This window comes from Streptomyces sp. NPDC051136 (genome assembly GCF_044455745.1).
Taxonomy (GTDB): domain Bacteria; phylum Actinomycetota; class Actinomycetes; order Streptomycetales; family Streptomycetaceae; genus Streptomyces.
In genome coordinates this window covers 364,882-377,280 of the sequence record NZ_JBITFE010000002.1, presented here as the reverse complement: position 1 = coordinate 377,280, position 12,399 = coordinate 364,882, and the positions used below count along the sequence as shown (strand labels likewise).

Annotated in this window: 10 protein-coding genes and 4 pseudogenes; 5 read left to right on the top strand and 9 right to left on the bottom strand. The window is 70.0% G+C overall.

The genetic code is table 11. From position 1 onward, the window contains the following. Positions 1 to 28 precede the first annotated feature (28 nt). From ACIBCJ_RS07290 to ettA, 3 genes are read right to left on the bottom strand one after another with little or no spacing between them, the layout of a single operon-like run. Positions 29 to 727, bottom strand: coding sequence for a hypothetical protein (locus tag ACIBCJ_RS07290; protein ID WP_362503978.1), 699 nt, complete (start codon positions 725 to 727; stop codon positions 29 to 31). Beyond that, on the bottom strand, positions 724 to 1,143 hold the full coding sequence (locus ACIBCJ_RS07285; protein WP_362095071.1) for a thioesterase family protein: 420 nt from the start codon (positions 1,141 to 1,143) through the stop codon (positions 724 to 726). The genes ACIBCJ_RS07290 and ACIBCJ_RS07285 overlap by 4 nt, the downstream gene beginning before the upstream one ends. 2 nt (positions 1,144 to 1,145) lie before the next feature. Then, positions 1,146 to 2,810 carry an energy-dependent translational throttle protein EttA gene (gene ettA, locus ACIBCJ_RS07280; RefSeq protein ID WP_365979079.1) on the bottom strand — a complete coding sequence of 555 codons (1,665 nt, stop codon included), beginning with the start codon at positions 2,808 to 2,810 and terminating at the stop codon, positions 1,146 to 1,148. Positions 2,811 to 3,050: 240 nt separating this feature from the next. On the opposite strand from ettA, the gene ACIBCJ_RS07275 reads away from it, so the two are divergent. Continuing rightward, complete coding sequence (locus ACIBCJ_RS07275; protein ID WP_365979078.1) at positions 3,051 to 3,566, top strand: HAD domain-containing protein; 516 nt, start codon at positions 3,051 to 3,053, stop codon at positions 3,564 to 3,566. A gap of 326 nt (positions 3,567 to 3,892) precedes the next feature. On the opposite strand, the pseudogene ACIBCJ_RS07270 reads toward ACIBCJ_RS07275, so the two are convergent. After that, positions 3,893 to 4,660, bottom strand: a pseudogene (locus tag ACIBCJ_RS07270) (transposase); the annotation flags it as partial. 76 nt (positions 4,661 to 4,736) lie between these two features. Between ACIBCJ_RS07270 and ACIBCJ_RS07265 the strand changes: the two are divergent. Further along, positions 4,737 to 5,117, top strand: coding sequence for a hypothetical protein (locus ACIBCJ_RS07265; RefSeq protein WP_365979077.1), 381 nt, complete (start codon positions 4,737 to 4,739; stop codon positions 5,115 to 5,117). A gap of 63 nt (positions 5,118 to 5,180) precedes the next feature. Here the strand turns inward: ACIBCJ_RS07265 and ACIBCJ_RS07260 are convergent. Further along, positions 5,181 to 5,285 (bottom strand): annotated as a pseudogene (locus ACIBCJ_RS07260) (GntR family transcriptional regulator); the annotation flags it as partial. A 315-nt stretch (positions 5,286 to 5,600) separates the two neighbouring features. Between ACIBCJ_RS07260 and ACIBCJ_RS07255 the strand changes: the two are divergent. Next, entirely contained in the window at positions 5,601 to 5,924 is a 324-nt protein-coding gene (locus tag ACIBCJ_RS07255; protein WP_365979076.1) for a hypothetical protein, read from the top strand. 513 nt (positions 5,925 to 6,437) lie between these two features. Here ACIBCJ_RS07255 and ACIBCJ_RS07250 read toward each other — a convergent pair. Beyond that, positions 6,438 to 6,953: pseudogene (locus ACIBCJ_RS07250) on the bottom strand (transposase); the annotation flags it as partial. A gap of 93 nt (positions 6,954 to 7,046) precedes the next feature. Between ACIBCJ_RS07250 and ACIBCJ_RS07245 the strand changes: the two are divergent. Then, positions 7,047 to 7,187: a hypothetical protein gene (locus ACIBCJ_RS07245; protein WP_365979285.1), complete on the top strand. Its 141-nt coding sequence runs from the start codon at positions 7,047 to 7,049 to the stop codon at positions 7,185 to 7,187. 88 nt (positions 7,188 to 7,275) lie between these two features. Then, positions 7,276 to 7,438 (top strand): annotated as a pseudogene (locus ACIBCJ_RS07240) (replication initiator); the annotation flags it as partial. On the opposite strand, the gene ACIBCJ_RS07235 reads toward ACIBCJ_RS07240, so the two are convergent. From ACIBCJ_RS07235 to ACIBCJ_RS07225, 3 genes are all read right to left on the bottom strand, one after another. Then, a complete protein-coding gene (locus ACIBCJ_RS07235; protein ID WP_365979075.1) occupies positions 7,435 to 8,847 on the bottom strand; it encodes a Cys-Gln thioester bond-forming surface protein in 1,413 nt (470 codons plus the stop codon). The pseudogene ACIBCJ_RS07240 and the gene ACIBCJ_RS07235 sit on opposite strands and share 4 nt — an antisense overlap. Positions 8,848 to 9,110: 263 nt before the next feature. After that, entirely contained in the window at positions 9,111 to 9,590 is a 480-nt protein-coding gene (locus ACIBCJ_RS07230) for a single-stranded DNA-binding protein (RefSeq protein WP_362095011.1), read from the bottom strand. A 274-nt stretch (positions 9,591 to 9,864) separates the two neighbouring features. Next, the gene (locus ACIBCJ_RS07225; protein WP_399281992.1) at positions 9,865 to 12,396 is read right to left on the bottom strand and encodes a GTPase; all 2,532 of its coding nucleotides are present in this window, start codon (positions 12,394 to 12,396) and stop codon (positions 9,865 to 9,867) included. Positions 12,397 to 12,399 lie beyond the last annotated feature (3 nt).

Sequence of the window (12,399 nt, the reverse complement as noted above, 5' to 3'; positions counted from 1 at the left end):
GGCCACGTGGGCCGCCCGCCGGGGCGGCTCAGCGCACGCTGAGGCCGCCCAGGCCCCCGGCCCCCGCCCGGCGCAGCGCCACGGAGCCGAAGGGGGTGCGCAGCCGCAGCCACGCACCGGAGGAGAACAGCCGGGGCGCGTCCGCGTCCTCGCCGGAGCCCGGCGCCGCGGACGGCCGCAGGAACCCGAGCGACTGGGCCGCGTGCACGGCCCGCACCGGCAGCCCCGTCCCGCCGACCGTCCGGGACCAGATCTCCCGGCCGATGCGGTCGAGCTCGGCCCGCGTACGGTCCTCGGCCGCCAGCTCCGCCGTACGGGCCCGGAACTCCGCCACCGCGGCGGCGACCAGGGCACGCAGGGCGTCCGGGGCGGGCAGCCCCGGCTCGGGACGCCAGTCCCGGCGCGGGGGCAGCACTCCGGCCCACGGCGGCCCGGTCACCGCGCCGGGGACCCGGGCGGTGACCGCCCGCTCGTCCACGCTCTCCAGCAGCTCACCGGCGGACACGGTCACGTCCAGGGTGACGTCGAGCCCGTGCTCGTAGGGTTTGGCCAGCCGTACCGCGCGCACCGCCAGCACCTCGAAGGAGGGCGGCCGCCCGAAGACGGCCAGGGCCGTGCCGGCCGCCTGGAGGCGCACCGCGGCCGAACGGTCGTAGTGGAGCAGCCGGGAGAGGAAGGCCGCGAGATCCGCGGCCTCCCCCTCGTCGGCCAGGTGGAGCACCGTCATGCGGCGACGGCCTCCTCCTTGGCGTCCTCGGCGTCCGTGTACTCCTGGAGGAACTCCCGCTCCTCGGCGGTGATCCGCCGGGGCCGCTGCGCCTCGAAGTCGAACGGCACGATCACGGTGGAGGCGCGGACGTAGACCACGTCCCCGTCCTTGACCTCGTACGTGAGCGTGAAGGAAGCCGCCCTGATCTCCGTGACCCACAGCTCGATGTCGACCGGGTGGTGCCGGTGGACGAGCTGCCGCTTGTAGTCGATCTCATGGCGTGCCACCACGGACCCCTGCTTGAAGTCCTTCTCCGGGCGGAACAGGAAGTCGATGCGTGCCTCCTCCAGGTAGCGGAGGAAGACCACGTTGTTGACGTGGCCGTACGCGTCCATGTCCGCCCAGCGCAGTGGGCAGCGGTAGATGTGCCGCAAGATCAGCCCCGGGTCAGCTTCTTGTAGGTGGCGCGGTGCGGACGGGCCGCGTCCGCGCCCAGCCGCTCGACCTTGTTCTTCTCGTACGACTCGAAGTTGCCCTCGAACCAGAACCACTTGGACTCGCCCTCGTAGGCGAGGATGTGGGTGGCGACCCGGTCCAGGAACCACCGGTCGTGGGAGACGACCACGGCGCACCCGGGGAACTCGAGGAGGGCGTTCTCCAGGCTGGAGAGCGTCTCGACGTCGAGGTCGTTGGTCGGCTCGTCGAGGAGCAGCAGGTTGCCGCCCTGCTTGAGGGTGAGGGCGAGGTTCAGCCGGTTGCGCTCACCGCCGGAGAGGACCCCGGCCGCCTTCTGCTGGTCCGGCCCCTTGAACCCGAAGGCGGAGACGTAGGCGCGGGAGGGCATCTCGACCTGACCGACGTTGATGTAGTCCAGCTCGTCGGAGACGACGGCCCACAGCGTCTTCTTCGGGTCGATGTGCTCGCGGCTCTGGTCGACGTAGGAGATCTTGACGGTCTCGCCGACCTTGATGTCGCCGGAGTCCGGCTCCTCCAGGCCCTGGATCATCTTGAACAGGGTGGTCTTGCCGGCGCCGTTGGGACCGATGACCCCGACGATGCCGTTGCGCGGCAGCGTGAAGGAGAGGTCGTCGATGAGGACCTTCTCCCCGAAGGCCTTGCTGAGGTTGTTCACCTCGACGACGACGTTGCCGAGCCGCGGGCCCGGCGGGATCTGGATCTCCTCGAAGTCCAGCTTCCGCATCTTGTCGGCCTCGGCGGCCATCTCCTCGTACCGGGCGAGACGCGCCTTGGACTTGGCCTGGCGCCCCTTGGCGTTGGAGCGCACCCACTCCAGCTCGTCCTTGAGGCGCTTCTGCCGCTTGGCGTCCTTCTGGCCCTCGACCTTGAGGCGGGTGGCCTTGGTCTCCAGGTACTTGGAGTAGTTGCCCTCGTAGCCGTGCAGGCGGCCGCGGTCGACCTCGCAGATCCAGCCGGCGACGTTGTCCAGGAAGTACCGGTCGTGGGTCACGGCCACGACGGTGCCCTCGTACTTGGCGAGGTGCTGCTCCAGCCAGTTCACCGACTCGGCGTCGAGATGGTTGGTGGGCTCGTCGAGCAGCAGCAGGTCGGGCGCCTCGAGCAGCAGCTTGCACAGCGCCACCCGTCGCTTCTCACCACCGGAGAGGTTCACCACGGGCCAGTCGCCGGGCGGGCAGCCCAGCGCGTCCATGGCCTGCTCCAGCTGGGCGTCGAGGTCCCAGGCGTTGGCGTGGTCCAGCTCCTCCTGGAGCTTGCCCATCTCCTCGAGAAGCACGTCCGAGTAGTCGGTCGCCATCTGCTCGGCGATCTCGTTGAACCGGTCGAGCTTGCCCTTGACCTCGGCGACACCCTCCTGGACGTTCTCCAGGACGGTCTTCTCCTCGTTCAGCGGGGGCTCCTGCAGCAGGATGCCCACGGTGTACCCCGGGGACAGGAACGCGTCGCCGTTGGAGGGCTGCTCCAGCCCCGCCATGATCTTCAGAACGGTCGACTTACCGGCACCGTTCGGACCGACCACACCGATCTTCGCGCCGGGCAGGAAGCTCAGGGTGACGTCATCAAGGATCACCTTGTCGCCGTGCGCCTTGCGCGCCTTGCGCATGGTGTAAATGTACTCAGCCAAGAGAAACCGTCCGGCAGCTTGATCAGGCAGTGGGCAGATACACCCCATCTTGCCGCACCGCCACCCCTGGGCGGAAACGCGTTCCGGGCGGGGCTCCTGACCTGGCCTTTCCTGGATGCCCCCGGAGCCTCACCTGTCACTGCCGGTCGCCGCCGATCGGCCTCGGTCACCCTCGCACGGCCCAGGGACGGCCCAGCCCGAGGGTGCCGCTCCCCCGCTGCGCAGGGCTACGGTGCTGCCGTGACCAGCGCACCGGAGCGCCCTCTCCTCTTCCTCGACGTGGACGGCCCACTGATCCCGTTCGGGTCGTCGGCTGGCCATTCGGAGGTCGCTGCCGCCTCCTCGACGACCGTCGACGAGGGGAACCCGTTGCTGGCCCGACTCGACCCCGGCATCGGGGAGCGCCTCATTGCTCTGGGCTGCCAGCTCGTGTGGGCGACGACCTGGATGGAAGAGGCGAACGAAGTAATCGCCCCGCGCATCGGCCTGCCAAGGCTGCCGGTGCTGGAGTGGCCGAACGCCGACGCAGTAGGAACCCCGCGGGGCCTCCACTGGAAGACTCGTCCCATGGTCGAGTGGGCCGCCGGCCGATCCTTCATCTGGGTCGACGACGAGATCAGCGCCATGGACCGCCTCTGGGTCGACGCCAGCCACACCGGGCCGTCACTGCTGCACCAGATCGAGCCGGCAAAGGGCCTCAATGGCGCCGACTTCTCCGCGCTCGCCGAATGGCTCGAAGCCGTCGCGCCGAGATGAACACACCTCGGGCTCCACGAAGTACGGGCCCGCTGACGCTAGGGCAGGATATCAACGGAACACCTGCGGAACTGGGCAGACTTCCAGTGGCTCCTCCGGCCGGTCCGCCCACTGCCACCAGGTATGCCGATCAGCGCACCGCCACAGAGATCGGCAAGCCGTCCGGCCGTCGTCGTCTCTCTTGACCAGCGCAAGACCGCCCGACTTCAACGGCTGCCTGCACTCGGGACAGGACAGAGCATCGTCGGCCATACGGCGAACCCTAAGGCCTGTCCCGTAATGATCGAACGGCTGAGTCGGGCTGCTCTGGCGTGGCCTCCTCGTCTATCCAGCAAGGGTGAGTTGTGGAGGTGAGCGATGCCGAGCATGGCGTGATGGACGCCGTCGCCCTCGAGGCGGCAGTCGCGGAGGATCTTCCAGCCCTTCATGTGGGCGAAGGTGTGCTCCACGCGGGCACGAACCTTGCGGTGGGAGGTGTTGTGCTCCTCCTTCCAGGCTGGGAGTTCGGTCTGGCCGCGTTCACGGCGGTGTGGGATGACCAGGCCGGTGCCGCGGTAGCCGCCGTCGGCAATCACGGTTGTACGGCCGACGGGGGCCTTCGCGCCGGAGAGCTCCCATGCCTTGCAGTTGTTACGGATGCCGGGTAGAGGCCTGCCGACCACGACGACGAGTCGGGTGTCGGTGTCGATGACGACCTGGTGGTTGGTGGAGTAGCGGTAGTTCTTCGACTGCTCGGCCACCGTGTGGTCACGTGTGGGCACCAGGGTCCCGTCCACTATGAGGACAGTGTCCGGACGGAACCGTTGGCGTGGCTGGAACGCGAGAAGGGGTGCGAGGTGGTCGATGATGCGGTCGGCCGCGGACCTCGAGATCCCGAACAATGGCCCGAGCTGGCGCGACGTCAGGTTGGTACGCCAGTATGCCGCGACCAGCAGGACCCGGTCCTCCAGCGGCAGGCTCCAAGGCCGGCCGCGTCGGACGGCATCTGCTCCCTCGCGGCGCAGCTCGGTTACCAACTTGCGAAAGTAGCGCGAGCTCAGCCCGGCGAACGGCGCTATCCAAGACGGGTTAGACGCCGTGATCACACCGGGGATGCGACAGATCATTTCAGTTGCTGATCTCCCTCCGTCCAGTTGAGCATGGGCGCCAACGAGGCAAGGAGGCCGATGGATGGGGTTCATGCTCTGCCCTGCAGACGACGACGTGGCCAGCCCGGACATCTCGTGGTCGCACTACGGGTTCAATCTGTTTAGGGAGTGGCTGGCCCAAGTCGAGGGATTCGCTCTTCCCGAGATGGTCGGCTTCGGTGGGAAGCGCGCCTGGAGCAGCATCACCACTACGCTGGCGCCGCTGCTCAACCATCCAGACGACGACGGCGACCTTGCACCCGCTCAGTGCGCGGCAATGCTGCCGCGGCTAGAAGCGATCATCGGCGAGCGGCCACAAGTCGCCGACGATCCCGTCCTCCAACGGCGTATCGATGACACCCGCCAGCTGATCGATGTCTTGAAGTGCTGCGTGGACAAGGGCGTCCCGCTCGACTTCTGCTGACTACCGGACCCAGCAGTTCCCGCCCCGACCGGCCGGTAGTTACGGGACAACCCTTAGGCATGGCTATCGGTTGATTGGGATCTCATAGACGATCTCGCAGTGAGCCGCAGGGACCACGATGTCCGCTGTCTCCATGGACCTACCGTCGCCGCTGTAGTACGTCCGCCGATGTGCGTGACCCGGCCTGTCGCTCTCCACCCCGGAGTCCGCAAGCGCTAGTTGCACCTACTGGACGCCGAAGAAACGCCTCCAGGAACGTCTCGTTGGACTTGCGGTACGCCTCCACCAGATCTGGCGTCGTGTAAAGCGTCAGCTTGGTGACGACGAATGCGCACGAGCTTCTGGGTAGGCCTGCGCTCTCGACCCAAACACAGCAGGCCTCATAACAGTTGCACGTTTGACCAATTCGCCCTAGAGATGCACCCACTTGGCACCCGCGCTAACTTGGAAATTAATCGCACAGCAAGCTACGGGAGGTGCGCCATGGTCATGGATGTCACAGGAACCTGGCACCTGAAGCAAAGCAACGGTCCGCTGGTTGAGATGCGGATCACTGGTCAGGATGAGAATGGCACTTTCGCCGACCAGGGCAACGCCAGCTTCGATGGCGTCTCGGGGCCCCTCAAGGACGCCAGGGCAACGGACACTGAAATCACGTTCCAAGTCCCGTGGAGCAATGGTCCCGTGGGACGGTATGTCGGACGCTTCGATTTTCAAGGTCGGCTGACCGGTGTCACCTTCGCTGAAGGCAATCCGTCCCAACAGGCTCAATGGGTAGTCGACGAGAAGACCTTCGGCGCAAAGTAGTGAAAACCATATGCGGGACAATGGCGGCCCACACCGCCTGGTGTGGGCCGCCGTTTCCCCGAAGTTTCTGCAGTCGCACCAACGACACTCTAACGCTGATGGCAACTTCGCAGATACAAATTCAGCTGAGCAGTCATCATGCAGCAAATGGATCAGATCGCATGCGGGAGGCGTCTTGCGGCTAGCGGGAGACTTACTGTCATCGGATGCATGACTCCCTGACGGAGTGGTCCCTCAGAACAGCTGGCTGACTTGCAGTGAGCAAGCGCGGGTTGATCGCGCCCAGTGATCAGGCTGCTTCACCAGAGGTCGGTAGAACGGCTTTGGGCGGGAGCCGCTTCGGTGGCGAGTGATCATGGCCACGTAAGCGCCCGGCGAGTCGGACAGTCTGTGAAGCCGTCCGCTGAAGCATGACGTTGGGCCCATGATCTTAGAGGCTCACCCCGAAGTGGTTGCCTAAGGCTTGTTCCGTAAATGAGCTCTGACGTGTCGGATGGCCTGGCCGTTTGCCCATTATCCCGCGAGGGCGAGGTTGTGCAGGCGGGCGATGCCGAGCATGGCGTGGTGCACGCCGTCGCCTTTCAGGCGGCAGTCGCGGAGGATCTTCCAGCTCTTCATGCGGGCGAAGGCGTGCTCGACGCGGGCATGGACGTTGCGGTGCGAGGCGTTGTGTTCCTCTTTCCAGGCGGGCAGTTCGGCTTGGCCGCGGTGGTGCGGGGTGAGCAGGCCGGTGCCCCGGTAGCCGCCGTCCGCGATGACCGTGGTTCTGCCAACGGCGGCCTTCGCACCGGACAGCTCCCATGCCTTGCAGTCGTTGCGGTTGCCCGGCAGCGGCCGGCCGACCGCGACGATCAGGCGGGTGTCGGCGTCGATGACGACCTGGTGGTTGGTGGAGTACCGGTAGTTCTTCGACTGCTCGGCCACGCTGTGGTCGCGGGTGGGCATCAGGGTGCCGTCGACGATGGGCACGGCGTCGCGGCGGAACCGCTTGCGCGGCTGCAGTGCCAGCGACGGGCTGAGATGATCGACCTGCGGTTCGCAGCGAAGGGCTTGGCTCCCGACCAGGTGAATGTCACCTACGGCCTCTACCCGTCCTGGAGGGGGCGCGGCGGGAAGGAGGCAGTGATCCGGGTAGAGCCGGAGAACGCCGCATCTGCCGCAGTCGCCCAGCGGGCGGGATTCATCCCCGGCAAGCACACGTACGGCGAGGACGGCACACGTCTCGACTGGTTCGTCCGGGACCTGTGCGTCGAGGCCCAGTGACGACCCCGCCGCCCCGCCATGATGGCGTTTCGTAACGCGCGACCAGCGACTACGGGACAAGCCTTAGGACCGTGGAGCCGACCGCCCCCACACCCGTCGCCTGACCGGAGCCTGCAGCTGCTCGACCCGCTCTACCCGGACCGGCGCCTATGGTTCTGGGCGCACATGCTCGGTTCCGAGGCCCCTTCTCCTCCAAGCCTCGCCGCCACTCGACCACCCTCGGCGCCCTCCGCCAGGTCCGCGCGGACTACTGCTCGTTCCTGCGGCGGACGAGGAGCAGGACCGCGCCGCCGGTGACGACCAGGGCGATGGCCGTGCCGCCGATCAGGGGGGTGGCGTCGGAGCTGCCGGTTTCGGCGAGGTTGGGGTCGTGGAGGGGGACGGTGACGGGCTGGGTCGGGGCCGGTTCGCTGAGGGGGTGGGTGGTGTCGGCGAGAGCGGCGCTCTGGGTGCGGCAGTCCAGGACGCCGGTGAAGCGCTGCTCGAAGCCGGCCGGGCCCCGGACGGTGAAGTCGTAGGGGCGGTCCTCGGGGAGGGGGACCGGCACCGTGCGGGTCTCGCCGGGGGCGACGGTGTACTCGGTGTCCAGGAGCTCGAAGGTGAACGGCTCGTCGCCCTTGTTGAGCGCGGTGATGTCGAGGGTGCCCTCGGCGCAGTTCTTCCTCGCGGACAGGGCGGGTACCGGGCCCTCGGCGGCCCAGGTGGCGGTCGCCGTCGCCGCGACCGTCGACTCGCTGGAGCCGGCCAGGATCTGGGTCTGGCTGCGGCTCTCGGAGGCCAAGGCCCGGCCGACCGGCACGGTTGTCGACGCCTGGACGGACAGCTGGGCGGTGCCGGCCTCCGCGGTCTCGGGCACGTCGAAGAAGATCTGCGCGCCGTCGGTGACCTCGGTGACGGGCCGGCCCTTCTTGTCGACGATGCGGACCGCGTCCTTGGCCGCGGCCCCCAGCGGCGGCGTCACCGTCGCGCCGCCCGCGTTGGTGTGGACCGTCACCGGGCCGAGGCGCTCACCGGGGCGGCCCGACACGGCGGGCGGGTCCAGGGCGAGGGACGCCGCGGGCTCGGCGAGGCCGCGGGCGTTCTTCTCCAGGTAGTCGGCGAGCCGCTCGGCCCGCGGGTCGACGGCGTCGACGTCCGTGTCGTCCGAGTAGCGCCAGATGGCGACCTGGGTACCGGCCGCCGCCTCCTCCTCGGTGAGCCCGCCGCGGACGCCCGCCTTCTTCGCGAGCGCGGCCAGGTCGTTGACCTGCGGGTAGCTGTTCTGCAGGATCCAGCGGACACGGCCGGCGTCCTTGTTGGTGCCCAGTGACGTGGAACTCCAGGGCGTTTCGAAGTACTTGGCGTCCTTCTGCGTCGGGTTCTGGATGTCGACGCAGTACGTCTGGAGCATGCCGCCGCCCTCGACGGACATCTCGAACAGGCCGGCCGCCACCTGCTGGTCGCCGTCCTGCCCGTGGATGACCGCGGTGCCGTGCGCCTTCAGGCCGCCTATGGTGGCCGTCGCCCCGCCCTGGCCTCCCGCCGCGCCGTCCTCAGCGGCGGCGGCCGGAGCCGCACCGGCCGCCGCACCGGCGACGGCGAGCGCGGACACCAGCACACCGGCGGCGAGACGCACCGCCCCTCGACCGGGCAGAGACGGCGCAGCGAGCGAAGAAAACACCAAATTCCCCTTCGAGCAGGACCCGTTGATGTGGGGGGAACGGTCCCACCAGCAGAATCAGCAGCCACACAAGGCTCGTTCGGCATCCTAAGGACGTGACGGACCGGGCTCGGCGGTGATCGCCGCCCGCGCGGTGATCCGAATCGGAATCGTTATCGCCTGGAGCGCCGCTGAGCAGGGCTTATCGACAAATCCACCCGGGTTCGCGCCGGGCACATGGGGCGATAAGCCGTGCTCCGGGCGGTTCCGGATCGACCTCGCTGTCAGGCCACCGCGACGGGCTCCGGGCGCTGTTCGGAGGCCGGACCGGCCTGCTCCGCCGTCGGTTCCGCCGCCGGTGTCTCCCAGTTTGGCTCCGGCTGCGGCGGGGAGGCCGGCGCCTCCGTCCTGCCGGTGCGCCGGAACGCCGCCGTGCCGCGGGCGAGGTCGTGGCCGATCGCCACCGCGTCGATGTCGGCCGAGGTCCGGCTCTGCCCCTCGCGCACGTCGGTGCGCACCTTCAGCCTGCCCTGGACGACGACGGGGTCGCCCACCGCCAGGGAGGCCGAGGCGTTGGTGGCGAGCTGCCGGTTGGCCCAGACCGTGAAGAAGTTGGTGTGACCGTCCGTCCAGGCGCTCTTCTCACGGTCCCAGTAGCGCGCGGTGACCGCGAGCCTGAAGCGGGCCGACGGTCCGTTCGCCAGCTCCCGGAAGACCGGCTGGGTGGCCACGTTGCCCACGGCGCAGATCATCGTCTCGTTCATCGCGAGTCCTCCCTCCCGTACGGGCGTCTCCCGTACGGCACGGGGCGACCGCGTCCCTCGCGATCGCCGCGAAGGCCAGACTGCCCGCGAACGGCCGGGCCCGCCGGGGGCTGTGGACCGGCCCGGCACCTGTGGAGAACTCCGCCACCCACACGGGTGGTGGTGTGGCCGCCCCGGCCGTCCTGGCCGTCCTGGCCGTCCTGGCCGCGCCGACGCCGGGAAACCCGCAGCCGCGACGCCGGGCAGGCCCCGACGGCCGACCGGGCCCGCGTCGCTACCTCCCCGCCGCCCCCACCCCCGTGACCCGCGCGTACTGCTCCCGCACCTCGCGGTACCGCAGCAGCTCAGCCGCCAGCGGATCCAGCACTCTGGCCCGGCCGCACCCCGCGGCGGCCTCCCGCAGCAGGCGTTCCGCCTCGTGGCCGTAGCGCTTGGCGGGGCCGCGGGCCGCCAGACGGCAGCTCCACTCGATGAGGGGTCCGCCGACGATGCCGGCCAGCATGAGCAGCACCGGCACGCCCAGGTTCGGCGGCACGAAGCCGATGATCTGGCCCAGCAGCCACAGCCCGCCCACCACCTGGTGCAGGGTCATGGTCGCCTGGGCGAGGACGGCCACCGGCCACCATCCGGGCCGCGGCGGACGCCCCGGCGGCATCCCGGTGCGCACCGCCAGCTCGTCGAGGGCCTCGGGCAGCCCGTGGGCGCCGCGGACGGCCGCCTCGCGCATCGCCTGCGCCCACGGCGCGGGCAGTCCGGCCGATGCCTGCTCCGAGACCGTACGCACCGCGTGCTCGACGCGCTGACGGGCCGTGGCCTCCTCGTCCGCCTGAGCGCGCGACGACAGCCGACCCGTGACGGGATCGCGCCGGTCGTGGTACCAGCGCCACAGCCGCAGCCAGGGCGTTCCGCACGCGCGGTTGGCGTTGCGCAGCCAGGCGCGTTCGGCCGCCTCGCCCGCCGCGGTGGCGCCCACGGCGTCGGCCAGCCGGTCCGCGAACTCCTCCCGCGCCTCCTCGCTGAGCCCGGTGCGCCGCCCGGTGACATACACCGGACGCAGGTGCAGGGCGGCGGCGTCCACGTCGGCCGCGATCCGGCGGGCCGGAGCCTGGCGCTCCGCGACGAACTGGCCGAGGGTCTCGCGCAGTTCTCCGACACCCTCCCCCGTGAGCGCGGACAGGGCGAGCACGGTCGCGCCGGGTTCGCCGTGCTCGCCCAGCGCGATGCCGTCCTCGTCGAGCAGGCGCCGCAGGTCGTCGAGGACCTGCTCGGCGGCCTCGCCGGGAAGCCGGTCGACCTGGTTGAGGACGACGAAGGTGACCTCGGCGTGGCCCGCCATCGGCCGCAGATACCGCTCGTGGATCAGGGCGTCGGCGTACTTCTCCGGGTCGACGACCCAGATCACGGCGTCGACCAGCGCCAGGATGCGGTCCACCTGCTCGCGGTGCTGCACGGCCGCCGAGTCGTGGTCGGGCAGGTCGATCAGGACGAGGCCGCGCAGCGGCGATTCGGAGTCCGGGTGCTGGAGGGGACGGCGGCGCAGCCGGCCGGGGATGCCGAGCCGGTCGAGGAGACTGGCCGCGCCGTCGCTCCAACTGCACGCGATGGGAGCGGAGGTGGTCGGCCTGCGGGCGCCGGTCTCGGAGATCGTCACCCCGGCGAGAGTGTTGAACAGTTGGGACTTGCCGCTGCCCGTCGCGCCGGCGATGGCGACGACGGTGTGCTGCCCGGAGAGCCTGCGCCGAGCGGCGGCCTCGTCCAGGACCCGGCCGGCCTCGGCCAGGGTGCCGCTGTCGAGCCGGGTCCGGGAGAGGCCCACCAGTTCGCGCAGGGCGTCCAGACGTGACCTGAGGTTCCCGTCGTAGGCGAGCGGCATCAGGGCGGCCGAGGACGCGGCGGGCCTGCTCGGCAGGACGGCGTACTGCTCCGCACCGCCGTTCTCGTCCACCCGCCGCGCGATCAGCCCGTCGCCCCAGGCTCCCTCCCCGTCCCCGGAACCGGCCGAACCGCCCGACGGACCGGTGGACGAACCGCCCGACGGACCGGTGGCCGAACCACCCGACGGACCGGTGGACGAAGTGCCAGACGGACCCGTGGCCGAACCACCCGACGCACCGGTGGACGAAGTGCCCGCCGAACCACCCGCCGAACCACCCGCCGGACCGGCCGACACAGCCGTGGGCAAACCCTCGTCCCGACCCCTACGGTTACGGTCATCGCCACCGTTCTCGCGGCCGCCGCGGTTCCCTCGGCCTGCCCCGCGGTCGCCGCGGTCGTCGGCCCCGTCCCTCCGCCCGGTGCCACCCTCGCGGCGGGACGACGCCTCCGCGTCCTTCACCCCCGCGGCCGTCACGCGCTTCACGCGCGTGTGGCGGGCGGCCTCACGGGCGGCCTCGGCTCCGACGGCCCCCGTCCGGACGGAGGCCACCAGCCCCCAGCCGCCCCGCTCACCGCGGCCGTCCGGTTCACCCCGACCGTCCCGCTCAACGCGGCCATCCCGCTCGCTCCGGCCGCCCCGCTCGCTCCGGCCGCCCCGAGCATCCGCATCGCCCGGCCTACCCGTACGAGCCACCTCCTTCACCCTGCGCTCACCACGATCCGTGCGCTCACCACGACCCGCGTCCTCACCACGATCCGCGTGCTCGGCGCGCTCCACGTGCTCGCCGTGCTCGCCGTGCTCGCCGTGCTCGCCGTGCTCCGTGGGCTCCGCATGCTCCGGGGACTTCGTGGGCTTTGTGGGCTCCGTGTGCTCCGTGGGCTCCGTGTGCTCGGTGTGCTCGGTGGGGTCCTGGTCAGTGACGGCGGTCACCGG

Bases quoted from the DNA above. Each gene is read 5' to 3' on its own strand.
- ACIBCJ_RS07265 (WP_365979077.1), top strand. From the start codon at position 4,737: ATGGGGTTCATGCTCTGCCCTGCAGACGACGACGTGGCCAGCCCGGAC.
- ACIBCJ_RS07290 (WP_362503978.1), bottom strand. From the start codon at position 727: ATGACGGTGCTCCACCTGGCCGACGAGGGGGAGGCCGCGGATCTCGCG.
- ACIBCJ_RS07255 (WP_365979076.1), top strand. From the start codon at position 5,601: ATGGTCATGGATGTCACAGGAACCTGGCACCTGAAGCAAAGCAACGGT.
- ACIBCJ_RS07230 (WP_362095011.1), bottom strand. From the start codon at position 9,590: ATGAACGAGACGATGATCTGCGCCGTGGGCAACGTGGCCACCCAGCCG.